Source organism: Pseudomonas sp. AU12215 (assembly GCF_001675465.2).
Taxonomy (GTDB): domain Bacteria; phylum Pseudomonadota; class Gammaproteobacteria; order Pseudomonadales; family Pseudomonadaceae; genus Pseudomonas; species Pseudomonas nitroreducens.
The window spans coordinates 20284-44027 of record NZ_MACM02000156.1 but is presented as its reverse complement, the minus strand read 5'-3'; the positions used below and the strand labels follow the sequence as shown (position 1 = coordinate 44027).

Here is a 23744-nt window from a genome sequence, read left to right as displayed (position 1 = left end):
GGTAGCGATTTTCGTCCTCGCTCAGACACACCGCACCTTGCTGTAATGAGCGTATCGATGCCGGGTAAGGGCCCGATTTCGGTCATGCTCGATCTTGGCCTTGAAGGGCTCAAGGAATCGACTGGTGACTTCGTTCGTATAGCCGTGGTCAGGCGGCTCGATGGACAGAGGCAGACCGAAGCTGAATCCCCAATGTCGATCAGGGATTCTGGTTGCTCGTCGCTCCGACAGAAAATCAAGTATTCGCGCAAATGCTCTCGTTGAATCGGCTACGCAACAACGGCAGCAATCAGCCAGAGATAAATATCAAGCCGGCCTTTGCGAATCACCGCTCCAGGCGAGTTTCCGATCCGCATCTGGAGTAGCCATAGTCACCGATTTTGAATGCGGCAGAGCAGCCGGCGCGCGAGATGAGCGATGGTCGCCAAGCCCGTGGCATTGGACTGCAAGGCGGCTCTATAAATGTTCTCGAGAGGCCTGCAGGCCTAAGCGACGCATCCGCCCCAAGAGTGTCGTTCGGGGAACTCCTAAGCGCTCGGCAGCCAGAGAAAGATTGCCGCGTACGTCGCGTAGAGCCTTAGCAATCAGGTTGCACTCCTGCTCCGCCAGCCGTTCGCGCAAGCTTCCGCTGCCGGACGGGCAAGGCTCACAAGCGGGCACAGCAGGATGATCGACCTCATCGTCGGCGAAGATGATCTCGTCGAGCTCAGCACCATCCTGGTCGTGCAGCAGCAGGCTGCGGCGAATGACATTCTCCAGCTGACGCACATTGCCCGGCCAGGCGCAGGCCTGCAAGCATGCCAAAGCGGTGGCGCCCAGGCTGGTGACCTTCGGATTGAGGTTTGGTGCATCACGCCGCACGAAGAGTCGGGCCAGAAGTTCGACATCTCCGGGGCGATCACGCAAAGGCGGAATGCTCAGGCAGGCAACGTTCAGCCGGTAGTAGAGATCCTCACGCAGGCGCCCCTCGGCAATCGCCTGCCGCGGTGCCTGGTTGCTTGCGGCGATCAGGCGAACATCCGCCCGTTGCGCGGTGAGACCGCCCAAGGGAAGGAAGCTGCCGTCCTGCAAGACCCGGAGCAACTTGCTCTGCATGCCCAGCGGCATCGAGTTGATCTCATCGAGAAACAGCGTGCCGCCCTCCGCCAGGGCGAACATACCCTTGCGGTTCTCGGCCCCCGTGAAGGCGCCACGGGTGGTGCCGAACAATGTGCTCTCCAGCAGGGTTTCCGGGATGGCGGCACAGTTCAGGCTGATCAACGGGCCATTGCGGCGAGGACTGAGGGCATGGGCGCGACGCGCAAAGAGTTCCTTGCCGGTACCGGTCTCGCCATGTACCAGCAACGGTAGGTCGGTCACGGCGAACACTTCCAGGCGTCGCAATTGCTGCAGCATTCCTGGCGCAACGCTGAGGATGGCCGGACCGTCCTCTGCGTCGGCGACCAACGCATCGGCGACCACCTCGCCCACCTCCATCGCGCCGACCAACTCGCCCTGGCGGCCATGCAGCGGAATGGCCCGGTGACGGTACTGCAACATTTCTCCACCTGCGCCGACATAGGCCTGCACGGTATCGATGGAGGGCTGTCCCTCCGCCAGGCAACGCAGCAGCGTGCTCTGCTCCGGCTTCAGCCAGGGCACGCTCTGCAGCACATGCATGCCCAGAACCTGCTGCGGGTCTAACCCGTCCAGCGCACCACTCGCCCGGTTGTAATAGACGTAGTGCCCCGACTGATCGACGACCGTGACCGGTTGTCGCAGTCCATCGAAAATCGGCGCCAGGCAGCGCACGAGCCAGTTCAACTCCTCATTTCGATTGGAAATCGACGACTTTTCGACACTTCCCATGGCCACTCCCTGATTTCCAGCGCGTCGATTATTCGACATCTGTCTCAATCTCGCCGCAAGACGATTCGCCGGTCCTGCTCCCAGTCAACGGAACGCCAGGAAACACGTTGCCCGATCACCCATTTCGCCGCCCACGGCGCCTTCCAGACTGGCGCATGACTTGCACCGTCCTCGGCGTACACCCGCAAGAGGATTCACCATGTTCAAGCACATCATTGCCCGCACGCCTGCACGCTCCCTGGTCGACGGGCTGACCTCCGCCCACCTCGGCAAACCGGACTACGCTGCCGCCCTGGAGCAGCACAATGCCTACATCCGCGCACTGCAGACCTGCGACGTGGATATCACCCTGCTGCCGCCGGACGAGAGTTTTCCCGACTCGGTATTCGTCGAGGATCCGGTGCTGTGCACCTCACGCTGCGCCATCATCACTCGCCCAGGCGCCGAATCCCGGCGCGGCGAGACGCGGATCATCGAAGAGACCATCCAGCGTTTCTATCCCGGCCGCGTCGAACGCATCGAGGCCCCTGGTACCGTGGAAGCGGGCGACATCATGATGGTCGGCGAGCACTTCTACATTGGCGAGTCGGCGCGGACCAATGCCGAAGGTGCGCGGCAGATGATCGCCATTCTCGAAAAGCATGGCCTCAGCGGCTCGGTGGTCCGCCTGGAGAAGGTCCTGCACCTGAAGACCGGCCTGGCCTACCTGGAACACGGCAACCTGCTGGCCGCCGGCGAATTCATCAGCAAGCCGGACTTCCAGCACCTCAATATCATCGCGATCCCCGAGGAAGAGGCCTACGCGGCCAACTGCATCTGGGTCAACGAGCGGGTGATCATGCCCGCCGGCTATCCACAGACCCGGCAGAAGATCGCCGACCTCGGCTACCAGGTCATCGAAGTCGATACATCCGAGTACCGCAAGATCGACGGCGGCGTCAGCTGCATGTCACTGCGCTTCTGAACCGCGCCGTATCGACGGGCCAAACGGCCCGTCGATATCTGCGAGGGCCCCTCCCTTCGTGGCCGTGAGCGTGTCGGCAAGAGTCGCCACGCGACATCGACAGCTGTTTCGGAGGCGCAAGATGTCCAACTCGAATCAAACCAGACTGGGCCTGCCGGCCCTCACCGCCCTGGTGGTGGGCGGCATCATCGGCAGCGGCATCTTCAGCCTGCCGCAGAACATGGCCGAGGGCGCCGGTGCCGGCGCCATCCTCATCGCCTGGGCAATCACCTTCGTCGGGATGCTGACGCTGACCCGCATCTTCCAGTGGCTGTCCAGCACCCGCCCGGATCTGGACGACGGCGTCTATGGCTATGCTCGCGAAGGGTTCGGCGAGTACCTGGGCTTCAATGCCGCCTGGGGCTACTGGATCTCCGCCTGGGTCGGCAACGCCGGATACCTGGTGGTGCTGTTCAGTGCGCTGGGATCGTTCAGCCTGTTCGCCTTCTTCGGTGATGGCACCACCTGGCAGGCGCTGGTCGGCGAACTGGCAGTGCTCTGGCTGGTACACGCCTTCGTGTTGCACGGAGTACACAACGCAGCCCTCACCAACACCATCGTCACCCTGGCGAAGATCGTGCCCATCGGACTATTCATCCTCTGTGCGGCCCTGGCCTTCCGCGTTGACGTATTCCGTATCGACTTCTGGGGCAATCCAGCACTGGGCAGCATCGTCCGCCAGGTGGAGACCACCATGCTGTACACCGTGTGGGTGTTCCTCGGCATCGAGAGCGCAACCGTCTATGCCAGCCATGCCAAACGCATGGCCGACGTCAGCCGCGCCACCCTGATCGGGTTCGTCATTACCCTGCTGTTGCTGGTCTGCGTCTCGGTCCTCTCGCTCGGAGTGGTGCCGCAGCACGAACTGGCGCAGATGAAAAACCCATCGATGGCGCAAGTAATGGCCGCAGCGGTCGGCCCGTGGGGCGCCACCCTGATCAACCTCGGGCTGATCGTCTCGGTGGCCGGCGCACTGCTGGCCTGGACCCTGCTGGCGGTGGAAATGCTCTACCTGGCCAGCCGCGGCACGGGAAACACTGCTCCGGCGCTGTTTGGCAAGACCAACGCGGCGGACACCCCGGCACCGGCGCTCTGGCTGACCAATTCGCTGATATCGCTGCTGTTGCTGGTGGCATTCTTCAACGCCTCCGGCTACAACGCACTGATCCAGTTGGCCACCTCGATGGCGCTCATCCCGTATCTGTTATGCGCCGGGTTCTGCCTCAAGCTGGTCTTGCGACAACCTCGGCCGCTGCTGCTGGTAATGGCAGCGCTGGGCACCTTCTACGGTGTATGGCTGATCTATGCCGCCGGCCTGAAGTACCTACTGCTGTCGATGATTCTCTATGCTCCAGGGCTCGGCTTCTTCATCCGCGCCCGCCGCCAGCGTGGGTTGACGCGGTTCGGCAATGCAGGGGAGCGAATCGCCAGCGTGCTGGTTCTGGGCTTGGCAGCCATCGCCCTGTGGATGGTCAGCAGCGGCCGCCTTGGTCTCTAGCTTAATGGTCGTATACGGCAGCATCTTTGAAGCGCGCACTACGACCGCTCGACTCGTGCCACTGAATGCCCCGGCGAGATTGATTGGTCGCTCGTGCCAATTGGCGAGGCTGGAGCTCCGCTTCCCGGCGCCAGGCTGACTGACTACCAGACCGGCATCGTCCAGGGCGAGCGTCTCAATCTGTCCATTGGCCAGCGTCAGCCCGCACCCCGTTGGGAATTCGCCCGGCTCTCTGAGTCGGCAGCTACCTGATAGGCAGCAGGTCGGGCGCATCCAGGGCCGGCTCCGTCAATGATTGCAGTGCGGCCTCACCTATCTGCTGGGTTTCGCCAGCCTGGCGGTACGCTGTTTCTGAGCGAGTCGGCTTTCGGCCAATGGCTGCACCTCAGAGTACTGGAAAGAAAACCATCACCGTCTGCAATCACCTCAGAGGACTGTCCTTTACGTGCCTGAGCAACACAGATAATGTAGAGCTATAGACATTTTATGTTGCGAACTCTACAGATGAACTGGCTGCTACTGGTACTCGGATTGCCTACAGCGAACGCCACCGAACGCATGCGTGCCTGGCGGGCGCTGAAAGCCTGCGGAGCCGCTGTGCTGCGCGATGGTGTCTACCTGCTGCCTGATCAGAAAGCAGGACGCGCCGCGCTGGAAGCTATCGAACACAACGTGCTGGCCATCAACGGCACTGCGCTTCTGTTTTCTGTCCAGCAGCCAGTTGAGCGCTTTGCAGCACTATTTGATCGCGCCGAGGAGTACGGCAAGCTTCGAGAGGAAATCTCCACCTGCCATGCCGAGCTTTCCCCCGACAATGCTCTGCAAACGGCACGTCAGGTGAGGAAGCTGCGCAAAAGCTTCGGGCAGGTCGCTGTTATCGACTTCTTCCCTGGTGACGCCAGGGAAAAGGTCGACCTGGCGTTGAGAGACCTGGAAACGGCCATCAGCCGTGCCTTGTCACCTGACGAACCGAGCGGCCACGAGATACCCATCGAGCGGTTGGTTCGCGCGGACTTCCAGGGCCGACGCTGGGCAACCCGCCGCCGCCCATGGGTGGATCGTCTGGCCAGTGCCTGGTTGATTCGCCGCTTCATCGATTCGGATGCACGAATCCTCTGGCTGGAATCGCCGGGTGATTGTCCGGAAGATACTCTGGGCTTCGATTTTGATGGCGCCACCTTCAGCCACAACGGGCAACGCGTCACCTTCGAGACGCTGCAGGCGAGCTTCCAGCTCGAGGCCCCCGGTCTCCGACGCCTGGCCGAACTCGTGCACTACCTGGACGTGGGAGGTGCCCAGCCCGCTGAAGCTTCCGGCATCGAGCGTGTGCTGGCGGGGTTGCGCGAGAGCATCACCGACGATGACCAGCTCTTCCAGACGGCTGCCGGTGTGTTTGACGGCCTGCTGACCGCGTTCGCCAGCGAGGAGAAGAATCATGGATGAATTCCATCCAGGCGCCTCTGATTCCGCCGCGAATCACGCCAGGCCGGTTGGACTGTTCTCCGCCTTTCTTTTCTGGCTCAAGCTCGGATTCATCAGCTTCGGCGGACCCGCCGGGCAGATCTCGATCATGCACCAGGAACTCGTCGAACGTCGGCGCTGGATCAGCGAGCGACGCTTCCTGCATGCACTCAACTACTGCATGTTGTTGCCCGGCCCCGAGGCACAGCAGCTGGCCACCTACATCGGCTGGCTGATGCACCGCACCTGGGGCGGAGTGATAGCCGGCGCCCTCTTCGTAGTGCCATCGCTGTTCATCCTGATCGGCCTCTCGTGGTTGTACATCGCCTTCGGCGAAATACCGGTCGTGGCCGGTCTCTTCTACGGCATCAAGCCAGCGGTGACCGCCATCGTCATGCACGCCGCGCATCGCATCGGCACGCGCGCACTGAAGAACGGCTGGTTGTGGGCGATCGCTGCGGCCTCCTTCGTCGCGATCTTCGCGCTGAGCCTCCCTTTCCCACTGATCGTTCTGCCAGCTGCCATCATCGGTTACATAGGTGGTCGGCTAGTGCCTGCCAAGTTCGTCATCGGCGGGAGTCATCAGGCAGGCAAAGTCGGCTACGGGCCCGCCCTGATCGATGACGATACCCCCACTCCCGAGCACGCGCGGTTCCGTTGGGCACGCCTGCTACAGCTGCTGCTGGTCGGAGCGGTTCTCTGGCTGCTGCCGATGGGGCTGCTGGCGAGCGCTTTCGGCTGGCAAGGGACACTCACGCAGATGGGCTGGTTCTTCACCAAGGCGGCATTGCTCACCTTTGGTGGCGCCTACGCTGTGTTGCCTTATGTCTATCAGGGTGCAGTCGGTCACTACGGCTGGCTGACTCCAGCCCAGATGATCGATGGCCTGGCCCTGGGCGAAACCACGCCAGGGCCTCTGATCATGGTGGTTGCATTCGTGGGCTTCGTGGGGGGGTACGTTCAGCCGATGTTTGGCGCCGATCATCCCTTCCTCGCAGGTGCTGTCGCGGCAAGCCTCGTCACCTGGTTCACCTTCCTGCCCTCTTTCCTGTTCATCCTCGCCGGCGGCCCGCTGGTGGAGTCGACGCATAACGAACTGAAGTTCACGGCACCGCTCACCGGCATCACCGCTGCGGTGGTGGGCGTGATCCTGAACCTGGCGCTGTTCTTCGGCTACCACGTTCTCTGGCCCGCCGGATTCGAGGGGCACTTCGACTGGCCTTCGGCGCTGATCGCCCTGGCAGCCGCAATCGCCCTGTTCCGCTACAAGGCTGGTGTGATTCAAGCGCTGATAGCCTGCGCCCTGACGGGCCTGGCCGTGCATATGCTCCGGGCCGGGATGTGATTTACTCCTGGGTTCGCTCTCGGTCACTGGCTACCGACAACGATTTTCTCTCCGCTTATTTCAGCGACAGAGCCGCGCCATCCTTTCCTGCGTTTGCTGCAGCAGCCTGGCGTGATCGGAATTAATCATGGCGCCGTAGGCTAGTGCCCCAGTACCGGCTGATCCTTACCATCTCCTCATTCTTGGTTTGATCGAAAGACAGGAGATGTCATGGGTAACCGCACTGCATTGATCACCGGAGCGTCCGGCGGCATTGGACTGGAACTGGCTCGCATCCATGCCAGCAAGGGCGGCGATGTCGTCCTGGTTGCCCGTTCGCGCGACAAGCTGGAGGCTCTGAAACGTGAAATTCAGGCGCAGTACGCTGTAAAAGCTTACGTTTTGGCTGACGATCTGGCCGACCCGAACGCCGCGGATCGCATCTTCCATGCCACTCAATCCCTGGGGTTGACCATCGATGTGCTGATCAACAACGCCGGCTTCGGCGGACATGGCAAGTTCGTGGAGCGCGATCTCAGCGCCGACCAGGCCATGATGCAGGTGAACATGGCGGCGCTCACCTCCCTGACCCACTTCTACCTCCGGGGTATGGTGTCCCGCCGGCGGGGGCGCATCCTGAATGTCTCGTCCACCGCAGCGTTCATGCCAGGCCCCCTGCAGGCGGTGTACTACGCCACCAAGGCCTACGTCACATCCTTCACCCAGGCGGTTGCCGAAGAGGTTAGCGAGTACGGGGTAACTGCCACCGCACTATGTCCAGGTGCGGTCGCGACCGGTTTCGTCGCCGCGGGCGATCTGCAGGGCGTGGAAGTCTGGAAGAATGCCAGGACGGCAGAGTCCGTTGCACAATGCGGCTACAAGGCGATGGAGCGGGGCCAACTGGTCGCCTTCAACGAATGCAAGTTGCGGATCATGCTCGACTGGATCGTCCCCCTGCTCCCTCGCAGAATGGTGCTCAAGCTATCGCGCCAGGCGATGGAGAAGGCATCCTGAGCAAGCGCAGCGCGATGCCCTGAAAGGCGGCGTGCCGCCTGATGATCCGCGAGCCTGCAAGCTGATTCAAAGAGACACCGCGCCCATGAAACAAGCCAGGCATTTTGTTGTGCACCCCGGTTGGAAGCTGATCATCGCCGATCTGGGCATCACAGCCGGAGACCTGCTGGCCCTCGCCGAACTGCCCGCCGACCTGTTCAGCCGCAAGGATGCAACCTTGTCTCCGCCAGAGTATTTCCGGCTCTTTCTGGGCCTGGAGCAATTGGTCGGCGAATCCCACTTGCCGCTACGGCTGGGTGGCGCCATTTCGGTGGAAGCTTTCGATCCGCCGCTATTTGCCTGCCTGTGCAGCCCTGACCTCAACAGCGCCCTTACTCGTCTTGCCGAGTACAAGCGCCTTTGTGGCCCGTTGGCGCTGGAGGTCTTCGTCCACCCAATGCACACGGACGTCTTCATCGACTGCTACGGTTACGACCAGCCATTGCCGCGCAGCCTCTGCGCCCTGGAACTGGTGTTCCTCACCCACCTGGCACGGCTCGCCACCCGACAGACCATCAAACCGCTGGAGGCGGAGCTGGCCGCTCTGCCGAGCCAGACCGCCCCGTGCGAAGGTTTCCTCGGATGTCGCCTGCAAGAAGGCCGGCGCAACCGGATCCGGTTCTCGGCGGAAGATGCCGCGCGCCCCTTCCTGACCGAGAACGTCGCCATGTGGCAATTCTTCGAACCGGAGCTGCAGCAGCGGCTTTCGATGCTGGAGACCGGTGCCAGCACCCGTGCACGCGTGCGCAGCGCATTGCTCGACATGTTGCCGAGCGGGCGCAGCAGCATTCAGGATGTCTCCGAGCGTCTGGCGATGAGCAAACGCTCCCTGCAACGCCACCTGGCGGACGAGGCACTGAGCTATCAGGAGGTACTCGACGACACCCGAGCGAACCTCGCTCGTCACTACCTCTCTCGCTCCACCTTCTCCGCGGGAGAAATCTCCTTTCTGATCGGCTTCCAGGATGCCAACTCGTTCCTGCGCGCCTTCAAGGCCTGGACGGGCATGACCCCGGGCGAGTACCGCAGCCAGCAGGCCTATTGAAGCCAGCTGCCGAGGTCAGCTACCGGCCACGCGCCCGATCGATAGCGGACGACCATCCGCGCTCGGAATGGCTAGCAGGCAGACGTTCCAGCACTCCTCAGCTGTCGCGCGACCTGTTGGAGCGAACCCGCCACATGCTCTGCCAGACACCGTCGCGATACAGCAGAGCATGAACCAGCGCGGCGCCGGCATGCGCAAGGATCAAGCCGAAGAGACCGTAGGCGATCCAGCCATGGGCGCAGCGCAGCAGACCATAGAGGCCCGCATCGGCATCGACCAGCGGCGGCACGTGCCAGCCGGCCAGGCGCAGCGGATAATCCGCGGCCCCTTGCATGGCCCAGCCGACCAGGGGTTGCAATACCAGCAGAACATACAGCGCAAAGTGCAGCAGTCCTGCCAGGTGACGCTGCCAGGCCTTCACGGATGCCGGCAGGGCCGGACGCGCCGTGACGCTGCGCACGAGCAGGCGAACGAGCAGAAGCACCAGCAAGGCCAGTCCGAGCTGCTTGTGCCACGCCACCAGTTGAGGCTGGCTGCCGCCGACGCTGGCAACCATCGCAACGCCGATGAACAGCAGGGCAATCACCAACAACGCCATCAGGCCGTGCAGCAGGCGAAGCAGCGGATGGAAGGAATCGACAGGCGCTTTCACGGTTGAGCTCCCGGCTGCTGGCTGGAGGGCTGACCTTCGAAGGTCCGGCGCCGATAGGACTGCGCGTAGGCCGATGAGCGTGCGCGCAGGATGGCATCATCGCTGGGTTCCACGCCATCGGGCAGGATCAGCGGGTCGAAATTGAAGCCGTAGCAGTCGCCTTCCAGCTGTGCGCGCGCCTGCTCAATCACCAGGTTTCCGGCGTCCAACTGCGTGCGCTCGGCAGGCCACGCATGGGTCGGATCGTTCACCGCATCACCGCTGCCCGCCAGGGTGAATCGCCACGTCCAGCGCAGCGGGCCGGATTTCAGGCGCTGCAGCAGGTCCTGCTGCAAGGCATCGTCAGCCACGCCCTGAGAGCCCAGTGGCGTAGCGGCCAGTTGCGGCACCATCGACCATCGCACCGCATGGCGCTGACCTTGTGCATCGACGAGGACGAAGGCGTTGATGCTGTTGTACGCCGTGCTGGCGAAGCTGTCGCTCGGCCGGTAGGCCGCCGCCCAGGCACGAAACTCGGCGCTTTCGGGGTGTGCATCGAAGAATTGCTTGACCCGCACGGGGTCGTTTTTGCCTGTCCCCGGGTCCGGCCGCATGGCACCCAGTTGCTCGTAGAAATCCTCCGGCGTGCGTACCGCGAGCACCGGCGGATTGTTCATCGCCATGCGCCACTGCTGGCCATCGGGCTGGCGCAGCAGGAGCGCCATGCTGCGCACAGGTACGCTGGTGTCTGCGGCATGGGGATTGCCCGCGCCTACCGAGAGCCGCCCCAGCACCGGTACCCGCCCTGCTCGCAGCAGCGCTGCCCGCGACAGCGGCGCCACGTCGCCGCTCACTTCGAGATAGCCGCTGAAGCAGATGCCGCGCGGATGGGCGCGGCGGTATCCGGGATGGACCCCGGCATTGGCCTCCATGCGATCGATCAATTGGGCGCTGGTGAGCCGGTCGGCTCCCAGCCAGCCGGCGCTCCAGGCGAACAGGCCGATGGCGGCGCACAGAGCTCCGGCAATGCACGCGCTGCGCAACAGGCGTTGGTTTCGGGTCAGGGAAAGGTCGTAGGGCATGGTGTGGTTATCAGCAGGCTGGGGAGTCATTGCGCGCGGCCGGCGAACTGAACGCGCCGGGCCATTATCTATACAACAACAAGACTATGCACACAATTTCATTCAAACACTGTATGCAAATTGCCTCCCACCCCCCGCACCAACGTGTTGAACATGGCTTTAAAGCGGCCGATACCGGCCATGGATCAGGGACTTCCACTGCGACAGTGATCCTAGAGCAGACTACAGGCCGCTCACGCATTATCTGTACATTTAATAATTTCTGTACAACTATTGAGGTATGCATTCACAGGCCCACGTCATGCGCATACCGACCCGTTCCCTGTCTCTCTGTCTGGGGCTCGCTCTGTTCTGCAGTCTGTGGGCCTCGCCGGGCAGCGCCGACTGGCGCAGCGAAATCCCGGGAGCCACGCAGGTTGGTCAGGGCCAGTTCACCTGGCTCGGCTTCGTGGTGTACGAGGCGCATCTCTGGAGCGCCGGCGCAACCTCAGGCTGGGCGCATGCCTTCGCGCTGGAGTTGGTGTATCGGCGCGCGCTGTCGCAGGACACCCTGGTGCAGGCCAGCCTCGACGAAATGCGCCGACTGGGCACCGAGGACGAAGCCTTGCTGGCGGGTTGGGCCCGAGAGATGCGCCAGGGCTTCGTCGATGTGCAGCCCGGGCAACGGATCACCGGGGTCTATCTGCCCGGCGTGGGCTGCCGCTTCTATGTCGACGGCAGGCTTCGCCATGCGGTGAGCGACGCCCGATTCGCCCGGGCGTTCTTTTCCATCTGGCTGGACCCGCGTACGCGCAATCCGGAACTGCGCCGCGACCTGCTTGGCCTGAGCGGAGAGCAACCATGAACCACACAATGCGCCTGTTCCTGATCATCGCCAGCCTGCTGCTGGGCAGCTGCGGCAATGTCGGCGTCGAACACTACGCCAAGGAGCGCCCGAGCCTGGACCTGCCGGTATTCTTCGCCGGCCCGGTGAAAGCCTGGGGCATCTTCCAGAAACCCTCGGGCGAAGTGGTCAAGCGCTTCGCGGTGGACATCACCAGCCGCCGCGAAGGCGAGCGACTGATCCTCGATGAGCGTTTCCTCTACAGCGACGGTACGCGCCAGCAGCGCGTCTGGACCCTGACCCCCGACGGCACCGGACGCTGGCGGGGACGCGCCGCCGACGTGGTGGGCGAAGCCACCGGAGAAGTCGCCGGCAACGCACTGCGCTGGCGCTACCGCCTGAACCTGGAAGTTGACGGCACCACCTGGGAAGTGAGCTTCGACGACTGGATGTACCTCATGGACGACGACACGCTGATCAATCGCTCCAGCATGCGCAAGTTCGGCGTCGAACTCGGGCAGGTGACCTTGTTCTTCCGCCGAGAGGGCGCCGCGGATCCCAGCAGAAGCTGAGGCAGGCGCACACCTCTATTCCGACGGCCGTGCCGGCCAGGAGTACTCCATGACGTTGCAGGAATTCGCACAGGCCGCCACGGCCGGGCATATCCAGGCTATCGAAGTGATTTCGCTGGAGGGCGGATTCTATGTGCTGCAGGCGCGCCTGGCCGAGGGTTTGCGGCCGATTCGCGGCGAACGCGAGCAGGTGCTGCAGTTGCGCTCGACCACCGAGGTACGTGCAGTGCTGGCCGAATGGGCGTCACTACCCTGCGAGCTGGTGCAGCATTGCGTCCACGACGAGATCTGCGCTTCACATCCGACAGCCGTTGCGCCGCTTCGTGTGCCACTTTCGCTGGAGCGCCGCGAATGATGGAGAAGCCACGCCGGCTCGGTCTGCTGCTGGGCGATCAGTTGAGCTTCGAGCTGTCGCTGTTCGAGGTGCTGGACCCCGCCCAGGACGCGATCCTGATGGCCGAGGTGAATCAGGAGGCACGCTATGTGCCCCATCATCCGCAGAAGATCGTGCTCATCTTCAGCGCCATGCGCCACTTCGCCCAGGCGCTGCGCGAGCGCGGCTGGCGGGTAATCTACGTGGCGCTGGACGATCCCGAAAACCGCGGCAGCATCGCCGGTGAAGTCGAACGCTGGCATGCCGCTCTGGGTGAACCGCAGGTGCATTTCACCGAATGCGGCGAGTGGCGGCTGGAGCAGGCGCTGCGAGACAGCGCGGTGCCGCTGAGCTGGCACGAAGACCGCCGCTTCCTGTGCAGCCGCGAGGAATTCGCGCGCTGGGCCGGGGCGCGTCGACAATTGCGCATGGAGCACTTCTACCGGGAGATGCGCCGGCGCACCGGCCTGCTGATGGAGCCCGACGGCCACCCCGTGGGCGGCACCTGGAATCTCGACGCAGACAACCGCAAACCCCTGCCGCGAGGGCTGCGCGGACCCTTTGCGGCACGCTTCGGCCAGGACGCCATCACCCGCGAGGTGATGGCGCTGGTCTGTGCGCGCTTCAGCGACCACTACGGCCGTCTGCAGGGCTTCGACTACCCGGTAACCCACTCCCAGGCACAGGAGCTCTGGCAGCACTTCCTGGAGTTCTCCCTGCCGGCTTTCGGTGACTACCAGGACGCCATGGCCGAAGGCGAGCCCTACCTGTTCCACGCCCGCATCAGCGCCGCGCTGAACATCGGGTTGCTGGAGGTGCGTCAGCTTGGCGAGGATGTGGAGCAGGCCTATCGCCAGGGACGGGTCCCGCTGAACGCGGCCGAGGGCTTCATTCGCCAACTGATCGGCTGGCGCGAGTATGTGCATGGCATCTACTGGCTGCGCATGCCCGAGTACGCCCAGCTCAACGTGCTGGGTAACAGCCGCCCGCTGCCGGAGTTCTACTGGACCGGCAGGACGGACATGCGCTGCATGGCCCAGGCGATCGGTCAGACCCTTGAGCTGGGCTACGCGCACCACATCCAGCGGCTCATGGTCACCGGCAATTTCGCCTTGCTGGCGGGTATCGCGCCCCCGGCCGTCTGTGACTGGTACCTGGCCGTGTACCTGGATGCCTTCGACTGGGTCGAACTGCCCAACACGCTGGGTATGGTGATGCACGCCGACGGCGGCTACCTGGGCTCCAAGCCCTATTGCGCGAGCGGGCGGTACATCCAGCGGATGTCCAACCACTGCGACTCGTGCCGCTACAGGGTCGACAAAGCGACAGAGGAAGATGCCTGCCCCTTCAATGCCCTGTACTGGCACTTCCTCATGCGCCACCGCGAGCGGCTCGGCAACAATCCGCGGTTGTCGATGCCCTATCGCAATCTGCAACGCATGGACGATGAACGCAGCCTGGCCCTGTGGCTACGCGGCGAGGCCCTGCTCGCGCGCCTGGATGCGGGGCAGGCGCTATGAGGAAATCGGTGCTGCCGCAAAAGATCTGCGCCGTCTGCAGCCGCCCTTTCACCTGGCGGCGGCGCTGGGCACGTTGTTGGGATGAGGTGCTTTATTGCTCCGAGCGCTGCCGACGCTCACCGGCCAAGCGCGAAGCGCAGCATCAGCGGTAGCGCGGCCGCCCACACCAGCGCCAGCAGCAACGCCGACCACGCGATGCCCAGGGGTAGGCCCACTCCTGCCAGCGGTGCGCCCGCACAATACGCCAACGGCCCGCCCAGAGCGCCCAGGCAAGCGCCGCGCCAGACCGGTCGCGCGGCCCAGGCCAGGCTGTGGCGCAACCCGCTGGCGAACACCAGCCAGAGCAGGACCAGCCAGCCCGGCAGCAAGGCCCCGTGAAAATCGAAAAACCCCAGCCAACCCAGCGTCGCATCCAGCACGCAACCGGCCAGGGCTACGCCGAGAGCCGCGATGCCCTCTTCCACTTTTCGCCGACACAACGCCAGGTGCGCCAGCAGCCCGAGCGCTACCACACCCAACAGCACGGGCCGCTGCGCCCCGAGCACACAACCCCACCAGCCAAGCTGCAGCCAGATCGCGTTGGCCAGCAGAGGCAGGCGCCGGTGCATCAGGCGTCCAGGTGATCCGCCAGGCTCGCCTTGCGCGCCGCAGGCCCGGCCCACAGCAGATGCGCCACGCCGATGGCGCGCTCCTCGAAGCCGCCCTGGCAATAGCACAGGTAGAACTCCCACAGGCGCTGGAAGCTTTCGTCATAGCCCAGTTCCAGCAGTTCGGTGCGCGCTTGCCGGAGGTTATCGCGCCAATGCCGCAGGGTCAGCGCATAGTCCCCGGCAAAATCTTCCAAATGGATGAGGTTGAGCCCCGTGTGCTGCGTCGCGGTCTGCAGCAGCGTGGTGATCGAAGGCAGCGCGCCGCCGGGGAAGATGTAGCGCTGGATGAAGTCCACCGACCGCCGCGCCTGCTCGTAGCGCTGGTCGCGGATGGTGATGGACTGCAGCAGCATCAGCCCGTCGTCCTTGAGCAAGGCAGCGCAGCAACGGAAGTAGTCGGGCAGGTAGCGATGGCCGACCGCTTCGATCATCTCGATGGACACCAGCTTGTCGTAGCTGCCGCGCAACTCGCGGTAATCCTGCATCAGCAGGGTCACGCGATCCTCCAGGCCGCATTCGCGGATGCGGTATTGGGCGCAGGCGTATTGCTGCTCCGACAGCGTCGTGGTCGTCACACGACAGCCGTAATGGGTGGCAGCATACAGCGCGAGGCTGCCCCAGCCGGTGCCGATCTCCAGCAGATGATCCTGCGGTTGCAGATCGAGCTTCCGGCAGATGACCTCCAGCTTGTTCAACTGCGCCTGTTCCAGGCTCTGCGAAGGGCTTTGGAACACCGCCGAGGAATACATCAGCGTCGGGTCCAGCAGGCGCTCGAACAGGTCGTTGCCCAGGTCGTAGTGTGCACGGATATTGCGCTGCGAGCCGCGGCGGCTGTTACGGTTGAGCCAGTGCAGCAGACGCAGCGCAGGCTTGGCAAACAGCGCCAGGCCGCCCTCCATCGCATCGAGCACGTCCAGGTTGGCGACGAACAGCCGAGTGACCAGCGCCAGGTCCGGGCTGCTCCAGTATCCCTGGATGTAGGCCTCCCCTGCGCCGATCGAGCCGTTGCACGCCACCATCCCCCATACGGCGTCGTCATGCACGTCGATCACCGCGCGCAAGGGACTGCGCCGGTCGCCGAAGTCCAGCAGGCTATCGGCGCGACGCACCTGCAGCCAGCCATGCCGCAGTCGCCGCAGGCGAGCGAGCACCGCCTGACGGAACAGGTTGCCGGCCAAAGGTGCGGCGCCAACGGCTTTATCGGCGCTCAGGGTGGGTTCTGTCATGGTCAGGCTCCTCGACGGCACAGTGGCCGACACTCAGGCGATGGTCGCTCGCCTGGTGGTCGTGCAAAGGGATGCGCTTGAACAGCAGGCGTAACGCCTGCCAGTAGATGGCTGCAACGGTGCGCAGGCTCATCCAGGGGAATGCCAGCAGGTGCCGCCGCAGCGCCGCGCCGTTCAGCTCCTGGCGGTGCAGATCGAGATGGGCCTGGAACACCCGGTGGCCGGCGCGCCAGTTCTCCATCTGTACATGCACACGGGACTGATCGATGTGAAAGCGCATCCGGTACTCCATCTCCCTGGGCAGGAACGGCGAGACATGGAAGGCCTTGGCCACCGCGAATTCCTGGGGTGCGCCGGGCTTCACCGGCAGCACGTAGTGGTAGCGCTCACGCCAGGGGGTATTGCGTACCTCGCAGAGGATCGCAGCCAGGCGGCCTTCGCGGTCGTGGCAGAAGTAGAAGCTCACCGGGTTGAACCACAGGCCCCAGCTGCGCAGTTGGGTGAGCAGCTGGATCGGCCCGGCGGGCGACTCGCCCAGTGCCTCGCGCAGAAGGCAGCGTACGGCCTCCTCCAGCGACATCCCGGTCCCCGTCCAAGCGGGCAGGTAGTCACTTTCCCGCCAGCTCAGTGGAGCAAAACGCGAGGCACGCAACAGCGGCGAGAGCCGCATCACAGACGCTGGCTCGGCCAGGTCCAGCAGAATCATGCCCACCGGATAACGGAAAGCATGCACGCGAGGCAGCAGGCGCCGGTGCACCACCCAGCCACGGCAGAGGCTGCTGTTCACAGCCGCTCCCCGAAATGACCGGCGACTTCGAGGGCGCTGACCACACCGTCCTCGTGGAAACCGTTGCCCCAATAGGCACCGCAGAAATAACTGTGCTGCCGCCCCTGCAGCAGGCCGCGCCGGGCCTGCGCATCGATGCCCGGCAGGCTGAATTGCGGATGGGCGTAGTCGAAGCGCGCCAGCACCTTGGCGGGGTCGATGCGCTCGGTCTGGTTGAGGCTGACGCAGAACGTCACCGGCGCCTCGATTCCTTGAAGCAGGTTCATGTCGTAAGTCAGCGCCGCGGGCGCATCTTCCGGGCCGCCGAGGCGGTAGTTCCAGCTCGCCCAGGCGCGACGACGCCGCGGCAAAAGGCGGGTGTCGGTATGCAGGACGACTTCGTTGCTGGCATAGCCGAGAGCACAGAGCACCGTCTGCTCAGCCGCGCTAGGCGCCTCCAGCAGGGCCAGGGCCTGGTCGCTGTGACAGGCGAACACTACCTTGTCGAATCGTTCGATTCCCGCAGCGCTGTGAATCTCCACGCCCTGCGCATCACGCCGGACGCGGTGCACCGGGCAGCTCAGACGGATCCGCTCGCGATACCCCGCCGTCAAGGGCGCCACGTAACTGCGCGAGCCCCCTTCCACCACACGCCATTGCGGTCGGTTGTTCACCGACAGCAGGCCATGGTTGGCGAAGAAGCGGATGAAGAACTGCAACGGAAAATCCAGCATGCGGGCGCGCGACATCGACCAGATGGCCGAGCCCATCGGCACGATGTAATGCTCGATGAAGCGATCGCCATAGTCGCCAGCGCGCAGGTAGTCGCCGAGCGTCAACGTCAGGGGAATGCGCTGCTCGGCGTGGTCTTCGAGCGCTTCGCGGTTGAAGCGCAGGATGTCGTGCAGCATGCCCCAGAAGCCGGGCGAGACCAGATTGCGCCGCTGGGCGAACAGGGTGTTGAGGTCATGGCCGTTGTACTCCAGGCCGATGGCCGGATCGTGCACGGAAAAGCTCATCTGGGTCGGCCGCGAGGCAACGCCCAGACGATCCAGCAACTGGATGAAGCGCGGGTAGGTCCAGTCGTTGAAGACGATGAAGCCGGTGTCCACGGCGTAGCGCTGGCCCTGCCAGTCCACATCCACGGTGTGGGTGTGGCCACCGATCCAGTCGGAGGCTTCGAAGACGCAGACCTCGTGACTGCGCGCCAGCAGATGGGCGCAGGTGAGGCCGGAGATGCCGCTGCCGATAATCGCGATGCGCATGCTCAGGCCTCCGCCGGACGGCGGGCGAGCCGTCGACCGAGCCCCAGGCGCCAGCGCGAGGGCAACGCGCCCAGCAGCCGCAGGATCAGGACGAAGGCACGCGGGAAGGCGATCTCCAACGGACGGGACTCCAGGCGCTGGACGATATGCTCGGCAGCGCGCTCCACCGGCCAGATCATGGGCATGGGGAAATCGTTTTGCCGGGTCAGCGGCGTCTCCACGAAGCCGGGGCTCACCAGGGTCGTATCGATGCCCTCGCCCGCCAGGTCGATGCGCAGCGATTCCAGCAGGTAACGCAGCGCGGCCTTGGAGGCCCCATAGGCACCGGCGCGGGGCAAGGCCAGCCAGGTCACCGCGCTGCCGATGACCACCAGGTGCGGTCGCACGCCCTGGCGCAGCAGCGGCAGGCACGCCTGGATGCATTGCGCGGCGCCCAGCACATTGGTCCTCACCACGCGCTCCACCAACGCCGCGTCGAAACGGCCGGGCTCGAGGTATTCGCAGGTCCCGGCATTGAGCACCACGCGATCCAGCGCCCCCCAGGCCTGCTCGATGCGGCGGACGATTTCCCGGACCTGGCCGGCGTCCGTGATGTCGCCGGGCACTACCAGTACGCGCGCTCCGTGACGCTGGGCCAGCGCTTGCAACGGTGCGGCCTGGCGTGCCGTCACGGCCAGGCTGTGGCCCTCAGCGAGCAGCCGTTCGGCCAGCGCCGCGCCGATGCCGCTGCTGGCTCCGGTCAACCACAGGCGGCTCATGCCAGCCTCCGCTTCAGCCAGGCGATGACGCCGCCCATGACCGGCAGATGCTCATAAAGCAGCGCTCCGGCATCGAAATAGTCCCGATGAAATTCCACGCGCTCGCCCCAGCACAGATGGCTGCAGCCTTCCACGACGATCAACTTGCCGCCCCCCAGCCGCGGATGGCGGAAATGCAGGGTCCAGCGCAGGTAGCCGCGCCCCTCGCCCACTTCATCGAAGCCGTGGAAGTCGTAGCGCAGCTCCTGGACATCGGCGTAGAGCGACTCGAAGTAGCGGCGCAACTCGGCGAGACCATCCACGCGGTGCAGCGGGTCCTGAAAGCTCACGTCCTGGCTGTAGAGGTCGCCGAGCCGGTACAGACTGGATGCGTCCAGCGAGGCAAAGCACTTGGCGAAGGATTCCAGAAACGAGGACATGGTGGGCTCCGGCAAATCCTGTACAACTATTATTTTCTGTACAGGTACAAGCGAAGCCTACGGCATTAATTGTACAAATCAAGTCTACTTGTACAATTTTTACTACAGATCATTGGCGGGGCTTCAGCGCGGCGAGTTGCTCCTTGAGCGCCTCGACCTCGGCCTCCAACTGGCGCACGCGGTCCTGAGCCGCGACTTCGCGGCTGACGTCGCGCTGGATGCCGATGAAGTACGTGAGCTGGTCCGCTTCGTTGCGCACCGGGGTGATCGACAGCTCGTTCCAGAACGGCGTGCCGTCCTTGCGGAAATTGTGCAGCACCTGGCGACAGGGTTGCCCGGCGCGGATCGCCTCGCGCACGGCCTCCAGCCCGGCCTGCTGCCGCTCGCTGCCCTGCAGGAAGCGGCAGTCCTGATAGAGGATGTCGTCGACGGCAAACCCGGTCAGGCGTTCGAAGGCCGCGTTGGCATAGATCAGGATGCTGTCCTCTCCCTCCTGCTCGGCCACCACGATGCCGTCGTTGGAGGCTTCGACCATCAGTTGCAGGAGTTTGGCATTGATCATGGGTTTTCCATCCGGTTCGCTGCGATCCGCCTAGGGTAGTCGGGCGACCGGGTACTGCCTAGCTCGGCCACAAGCCTTGCCGCTGGTTTACAATCCAGGCTCCTTCGCCGCCAGGCCGCACCATGAACGACCTATCCGATATCGATCCCAGCGATCTGCTGCCCATGCGCGAGGTGGTTCGCCTCACCGGCATCAACCCGGTGACCCTGCGGGCGTGGGAGCGCCGCTACGGCCTGGTCAGCCCGCTGCGCACCGATGGCGGGCATCGTCTGTACACCCCGCAGGATCTGCAGACCATCCAGGACATTCTGCTGTGGACCGGCCGGGGCATGGCGGTAGGCAAGATTGGCGAGTTGCTCGCCCAGCGCCAGCGGCAGGAATCGGCCCAGCCCGGCGACGAGCGCCAGCAGTGGCGCGACGCATTTTCCCGCGCCACGGCGGCGTTCGACCAGAGCGAACTCGACAGGCTCTACGGCCAGGCCTACAGCATCTTTCCCCTCTCGACGCTGCTGGAGGACATCCTCCTGCCGCTGTGGCGCTCCCTGCTCACGCTCAACGGCTTCGGCTCCCGCAGCCAGTGGGCGTTCCTCGACGCCTTCTTGCGCGCCCGCGTCCTCCTTCGCCTGCAGATGAGCCGCGCGCCCGGCGCCGGCGTGCTGCTGGCCGATGCCGCCGGGACGACACAGGAATTCGAATTGCTGGCCACGGGCTTGTTGCTGGGGGGCGAGGATCTACGCGTCCAGCCCCTGGCGCCGGGTGCGCCGCCGGAAGAACTGCCACTGGTCTGCGCGGCGATGCAGCCGGCCGCGCTGGTGTTGCTCGCCCATGTGGTCTTGTCGGCGGATGCGATCAAACGCCTGGAGCGATTACAGATGGCGATCGATTGCCCGCTGGCCTTGATCGGCGAAGCCGCGCAGGACATTGCCAACGCCGCTACGGGGGTGCCCATAGCGGCCCTGGGTAGTGGTCCGGCACTCGGCGCGCAGCGACTGCGATTGCTGCTGCGCGGCGCCCTGCAGCTGTAAACGCACGCGATCGACGCCCCGGCAAGCTGTACAACACGCCAAGTTCGTACAGGATGCGGGACGCACGGCTCAACCCCAGCGCCGGAAGAGGACGCTCGCGTTCACCCCGCCGAATCCAAAGCCATTGGACAGTGCGTACTCCAATGGCATGGGCCGGGCGCTGCCGCTGACCAGATTCAGGCCATCGGCCGCGGGATCAGGTACCTCCAGGTTCAGCGTGGCGGGTACCACCTGATCGCGTAGCGCCAGGATCGTGAAGATCGCCTCTATGCCGCCAGCGGCGCCCAACAGATGGCCCGTCGCCGACTTGGTCGAGCTGATGGCGACATTGCTGCCGCTGCCGAACACGGTCCTGATGGCAGCCAGCTCGCCCTTGTCGCCGACCGGAGTCGAGGTGGCGTGGGCATTGAGATGCTGGACCTGGGATGCCTCGACACCCGCCTGCCGCAGCGCTTGCTGCATGGCTCGGCGAGCGCCATCCCCGTCCTCGGGACCCGCGGTCATGTGATAGGCATCGGCACTGGTACCGTAGCCCACCAGCTCCGCCAGCGGCGTTGCGCCACGCGCCAGCGCGTGCTGCATCTCTTCGATGACCAGCAGGCCTGCGCCTTCGCCCATGACGAACCCATCGCGCCCCGTATCGAAGGGCCGGGAGGCGCGCTCCGGGGTGTCGTTGTACTGGCTGGAAAGCGCCCGTGCGGCGGCAAAACCGGCGAGGCTCACCCGGTGAATGGTCGCTTCCGCGCCACCGCAGACGGCGATATCCACCTCGCCCGCGCGGATCATCCGCGCGGCATCCCCGATAGCCTGCACGCCGGCGGCGCAGGCGGTCACCGGCGTACCCAGGGGGCCCTTGAAACCATGGAAAATGGATACATGCCCGGCCGCCATGTTGCTCAGGAACGAGGGAATGGTGAAGGGCGATAAGCGGCGCGGCCCCTTGCTGTCGGTGGTCCGTACCGCCTCGGCAATCGAATGGAACCCACCTACACCCGTCGCAATGATGGTCGCCGTGCGTTCCTGCTCCAGGGACGTGCTGGGAGACCAGCCGGCCTGTGCCAGCGCCTCCTTGGCTGCGGCCAGGGCGAACAGGATGAAACGGTCCATCTTGCGCTGCTCTTTGGCCGCCAGCAGTTGATCCGGATCGAAGCCGGCCTCCGGGTCCTGGGACCGATCCGGCACCTGGCCGCCAATGCTGACCGACAGATCACCGACCAGCTCAGGCGCCAGCCGGCGAATTCCCGACTGGCCGGCCAGAAGGCGTTTCCATATCGGTTCGACTCCGCAGCCGAGCGGGCTGACCGCCCCCATCCCCGTAACGACGATACGCTTGTTCATTTGGGCCCCACTCCTGTTGCAGATTGAGAGATCACACTGCATGGACGTTACTATCATCATGAAAGTAACATGCCGGACTACTATTTATCCTTTTCAAAAGAAGGCCGACCATGCAGCGCAAGACTTTTGCCGAAGCCGAATGCCCCATCGCACTGAGCCTGGAGCGGGTTGGTGAATGGTGGAGCATGCTGATCATGCGTGACGCGCTGCAGGGCTTGCGGCGCTTCGATGAGTTTTCCCGCAGCCTGGAAATCGCTCCGAACATGCTGACCCGGCGCCTGAAATCACTCGTCGAGGCGGGGTTGCTCGAGCGCCAGGCGTACAGTCAGCGCCCGTTGCGCTACGAATACGTACCCACGCCCCGAGGCGAAGACTTCCGAGTCGTCCTCATGGCACTTGTGGCCTGGGGGAATCGCCATTACGTGCAGGGCGAGGAAAGCGTGCAGTTGGTCGAGCGGGAGAGCGGAAGGCCCGTACACCGGATCATGGCCGAAATCTCCGAGGGCCGCTGCGTGCCGCTGGATCACTGCACGGTGCAGGCAGGACCGGCGGCCAGCGACCCGATGCGGCGGCGCCTTGGAACCAGCCGGCCCCCGCAGGACGCTTGATCGGCAGGCCCTTCGCGACTCCCCGCTGAGCGCGTCGAGCCGAGCCCCTCACAGCAGGCTCGGCCCCTCACCGCTCACCCCAGATATCTGGCTGCGGGCAAGCTGCGCGACAAGTTGGGCATCAATTTCTGGCGCGCCGCTTCATAGTCATCGAGGTCGGCGATTTCCGGTAGCGCCGGAATGGTGACGAACTCGCCCTGGTCGAGCCCGGCGAGTGCCGCATCCACCATGTCATCCGCCTTCATCACGATGGCGTCCGGTAGATGCTCCAGCGGCGTGCCGGCCAGGCCCCAGAAGTCGGTGGCGGTCGCACCGGGCAGCACCACCTGTACGCGGACGTTCGTGTCCGCCAGTTCATGGCGCAGGGACTGGCTGAAGGCGAGGACGAACGCCTTTGAGCCGCCGTACACACCGTTCAGCACCTCCGGCGCGATGGCAACGATGGAGGCGATGTTGATCAGCGTGCCGCCGCCGCGAGCGACAAAGCCGGGCACGGCGGCGTAGGTCAGGCGCGTCAGCACGTTCACGTTCAGCGTGAGCAGATCCTCCAGCCTGTCGATGTTGGATTCCAGCAAGGGACGGGTGGCGCCGATGCCGGCGTTGTTCACCAGCAAGGAGATGCTCGCGTCCGACCGCAGCAGCTCCTCGACCTGCGCCAGATCGGTTCTGTCGGCCAGATCGGCGACCACCACCTCGATGGCGCGACCGGTTTCATCGCTCAGGCGCTTGGCCAGCGCATTCAGACGACCACGATTGCGGGCGACCAGGATCAGGTCGTAGCCACGGCGGGCCAGGCGTTCTGCATAGATGGCGCCGATGCCGGACGAGGCGCCAGTGATCAGGGCAGTACCAGGATGAGTGTGGGTCATGTCGATGCTCCAGCGAGGGTTGGGG

Annotated in this window: 25 protein-coding genes; 13 read left to right on the top strand and 12 right to left on the bottom strand. The window is 64.5% G+C overall.

Annotated features, from left to right (window positions below):
• Positions 1-456 precede the first annotated feature (456 nt).
• A complete protein-coding gene (locus A9513_RS24550; protein WP_065327823.1) occupies positions 457-1848 on the bottom strand; it encodes a sigma-54-dependent Fis family transcriptional regulator in 1392 nt (463 codons plus the stop codon).
• 199 nt (positions 1849-2047) lie between these two features.
• Between A9513_RS24550 and ddaH the strand changes: the two genes are divergently transcribed.
• The 6 genes from ddaH (at position 2048) to A9513_RS24520 (ending at position 9232) form a co-directional block, all read left to right on the top strand.
• A complete protein-coding gene (gene ddaH / locus A9513_RS24545; RefSeq protein ID WP_065327822.1) occupies positions 2048-2812 on the top strand; it encodes a dimethylargininase in 765 nt (254 codons plus the stop codon).
• 121 nt (positions 2813-2933) lie between these two features.
• Positions 2934-4349, top strand: a complete 1416-nt coding sequence (locus tag A9513_RS24540; protein WP_065327821.1) for a basic amino acid/polyamine antiporter — start codon at positions 2934-2936, stop codon at positions 4347-4349.
• Positions 4350-4853: 504 nt separating this feature from the next.
• Positions 4854-5792 carry a chromate resistance protein ChrB domain-containing protein gene (locus tag A9513_RS24535; RefSeq protein ID WP_141678504.1) on the top strand — a complete coding sequence of 313 codons (939 nt, stop codon included), beginning with the start codon at positions 4854-4856 and terminating at the stop codon, positions 5790-5792.
• On the top strand, positions 5785-7155 hold the full coding sequence (gene chrA / locus A9513_RS24530; RefSeq protein ID WP_065327820.1) for a chromate efflux transporter: 1371 nt from the start codon (positions 5785-5787) through the stop codon (positions 7153-7155). The genes A9513_RS24535 and chrA overlap by 8 nt, the downstream gene beginning before the upstream one ends.
• 210 nt (positions 7156-7365) lie before the next feature.
• Entirely contained in the window at positions 7366-8148 is a 783-nt protein-coding gene (locus tag A9513_RS24525; RefSeq protein WP_037009037.1) for an SDR family oxidoreductase, read from the top strand.
• A gap of 85 nt (positions 8149-8233) precedes the next feature.
• Complete coding sequence (locus tag A9513_RS24520; RefSeq protein WP_024766870.1) at positions 8234-9232, top strand: AraC family transcriptional regulator; 999 nt, start codon at positions 8234-8236, stop codon at positions 9230-9232.
• A 97-nt stretch (positions 9233-9329) separates the two neighbouring features.
• Here A9513_RS24520 and A9513_RS24515 read toward each other — a convergent pair whose 3' ends face one another.
• Positions 9330-9884 carry a cytochrome b gene (locus A9513_RS24515; RefSeq protein WP_024766869.1) on the bottom strand — a complete coding sequence of 185 codons (555 nt, stop codon included), beginning with the start codon at positions 9882-9884 and terminating at the stop codon, positions 9330-9332.
• Positions 9881-10945, bottom strand: coding sequence for a catalase family peroxidase (locus tag A9513_RS24510; RefSeq protein WP_065327819.1), 1065 nt, complete (start codon positions 10943-10945; stop codon positions 9881-9883). Before A9513_RS24510 ends, A9513_RS24515 begins: the two co-directional genes overlap by 4 nt.
• A 301-nt stretch (positions 10946-11246) precedes the next feature.
• On the opposite strand from A9513_RS24510, the gene A9513_RS24505 reads away from it, so the two are divergent.
• Genes A9513_RS24505 through A9513_RS35195 form a run of 5 tightly spaced genes read left to right on the top strand, consistent with a single transcriptional unit; the run spans position 11247 to position 14385 of the window.
• A complete protein-coding gene (locus A9513_RS24505) occupies positions 11247-11789 on the top strand; it encodes a chalcone isomerase family protein (protein WP_065327818.1) in 543 nt (180 codons plus the stop codon).
• Positions 11786-12340, top strand: coding sequence for a DUF3833 domain-containing protein (locus tag A9513_RS24500; protein ID WP_037007694.1), 555 nt, complete (start codon positions 11786-11788; stop codon positions 12338-12340). The genes A9513_RS24505 and A9513_RS24500 overlap by 4 nt, the downstream gene beginning before the upstream one ends.
• A gap of 49 nt (positions 12341-12389) precedes the next feature.
• Positions 12390-12695 (top strand): DUF6482 family protein, encoded by a 306-nt coding sequence (locus tag A9513_RS24495; protein ID WP_024766865.1) that lies wholly within the window; start codon positions 12390-12392, stop codon positions 12693-12695.
• A complete protein-coding gene (locus A9513_RS24490) occupies positions 12692-14233 on the top strand; it encodes a cryptochrome/photolyase family protein (protein ID WP_065327817.1) in 1542 nt (513 codons plus the stop codon). Before A9513_RS24495 ends, A9513_RS24490 begins: the two co-directional genes overlap by 4 nt.
• Positions 14230-14385 (top strand): DUF2256 domain-containing protein, encoded by a 156-nt coding sequence (locus A9513_RS35195; RefSeq protein WP_081754091.1) that lies wholly within the window; start codon positions 14230-14232, stop codon positions 14383-14385. Before A9513_RS24490 ends, A9513_RS35195 begins: the two co-directional genes overlap by 4 nt.
• Here A9513_RS35195 and A9513_RS24485 read toward each other — a convergent pair.
• The 7 genes from A9513_RS24485 to A9513_RS24455 all read right to left on the bottom strand — a co-directional run bounded on the left by A9513_RS24485 (position 14350) and on the right by A9513_RS24455 (position 19879).
• On the bottom strand, positions 14350-14841 hold the full coding sequence (locus tag A9513_RS24485) for a DUF2878 domain-containing protein (protein ID WP_037009046.1): 492 nt from the start codon (positions 14839-14841) through the stop codon (positions 14350-14352). The two genes, A9513_RS35195 and A9513_RS24485, sit on opposite strands and share 36 nt — an antisense overlap.
• The gene (locus tag A9513_RS24480) at positions 14841-16109 is read right to left on the bottom strand and encodes a cyclopropane-fatty-acyl-phospholipid synthase family protein (RefSeq protein ID WP_065327816.1); all 1269 of its coding nucleotides are present in this window, start codon (positions 16107-16109) and stop codon (positions 14841-14843) included. Before A9513_RS24480 ends, A9513_RS24485 begins: the two co-directional genes overlap by 1 nt.
• Positions 16081-16896 carry a DUF1365 domain-containing protein gene (locus A9513_RS24475; protein WP_065327815.1) on the bottom strand — a complete coding sequence of 272 codons (816 nt, stop codon included), beginning with the start codon at positions 16894-16896 and terminating at the stop codon, positions 16081-16083. The genes A9513_RS24480 and A9513_RS24475 overlap by 29 nt, the downstream gene beginning before the upstream one ends.
• Positions 16893-18140 carry an NAD(P)/FAD-dependent oxidoreductase gene (locus A9513_RS24470; RefSeq protein WP_065327814.1) on the bottom strand — a complete coding sequence of 416 codons (1248 nt, stop codon included), beginning with the start codon at positions 18138-18140 and terminating at the stop codon, positions 16893-16895. The genes A9513_RS24475 and A9513_RS24470 overlap by 4 nt, the downstream gene beginning before the upstream one ends.
• Positions 18141-18142: 2 nt before the next feature.
• Positions 18143-18898, bottom strand: coding sequence for an SDR family oxidoreductase (locus A9513_RS24465; RefSeq protein WP_037009048.1), 756 nt, complete (start codon positions 18896-18898; stop codon positions 18143-18145).
• Entirely contained in the window at positions 18895-19317 is a 423-nt protein-coding gene (locus A9513_RS24460; protein WP_065327813.1) for a nuclear transport factor 2 family protein, read from the bottom strand. Before A9513_RS24460 ends, A9513_RS24465 begins: the two co-directional genes overlap by 4 nt.
• 109 nt (positions 19318-19426) lie before the next feature.
• Positions 19427-19879: a PAS domain-containing protein gene (locus tag A9513_RS24455; RefSeq protein WP_065327812.1), complete on the bottom strand. Its 453-nt coding sequence runs from the start codon at positions 19877-19879 to the stop codon at positions 19427-19429.
• A 122-nt stretch (positions 19880-20001) separates the two neighbouring features.
• On the opposite strand from A9513_RS24455, the gene A9513_RS24450 reads away from it, so the two are divergent.
• On the top strand, positions 20002-20904 hold the full coding sequence (locus A9513_RS24450; RefSeq protein ID WP_065327811.1) for a MerR family transcriptional regulator: 903 nt from the start codon (positions 20002-20004) through the stop codon (positions 20902-20904).
• Positions 20905-20973: 69 nt separating this feature from the next.
• Here the strand turns inward: A9513_RS24450 and fabF are convergent, their stop codons facing one another.
• A complete protein-coding gene (gene fabF, locus A9513_RS24445; RefSeq protein ID WP_065327810.1) occupies positions 20974-22242 on the bottom strand; it encodes a beta-ketoacyl-ACP synthase II in 1269 nt (422 codons plus the stop codon).
• A 110-nt stretch (positions 22243-22352) separates the two neighbouring features.
• Here fabF and A9513_RS24440 point away from each other — a divergent pair, with 110 nt between their 5' ends.
• Positions 22353-22850 (top strand): helix-turn-helix domain-containing protein, encoded by a 498-nt coding sequence (locus A9513_RS24440; RefSeq protein ID WP_037009055.1) that lies wholly within the window; start codon positions 22353-22355, stop codon positions 22848-22850.
• A 74-nt stretch (positions 22851-22924) separates the two neighbouring features.
• Here A9513_RS24440 and A9513_RS24435 read toward each other — a convergent pair whose 3' ends face one another.
• The gene (locus A9513_RS24435) at positions 22925-23719 is read right to left on the bottom strand and encodes an SDR family oxidoreductase (RefSeq protein ID WP_024763461.1); all 795 of its coding nucleotides are present in this window, start codon (positions 23717-23719) and stop codon (positions 22925-22927) included.
• Positions 23720-23744: the final 25 nt, after the last annotated feature.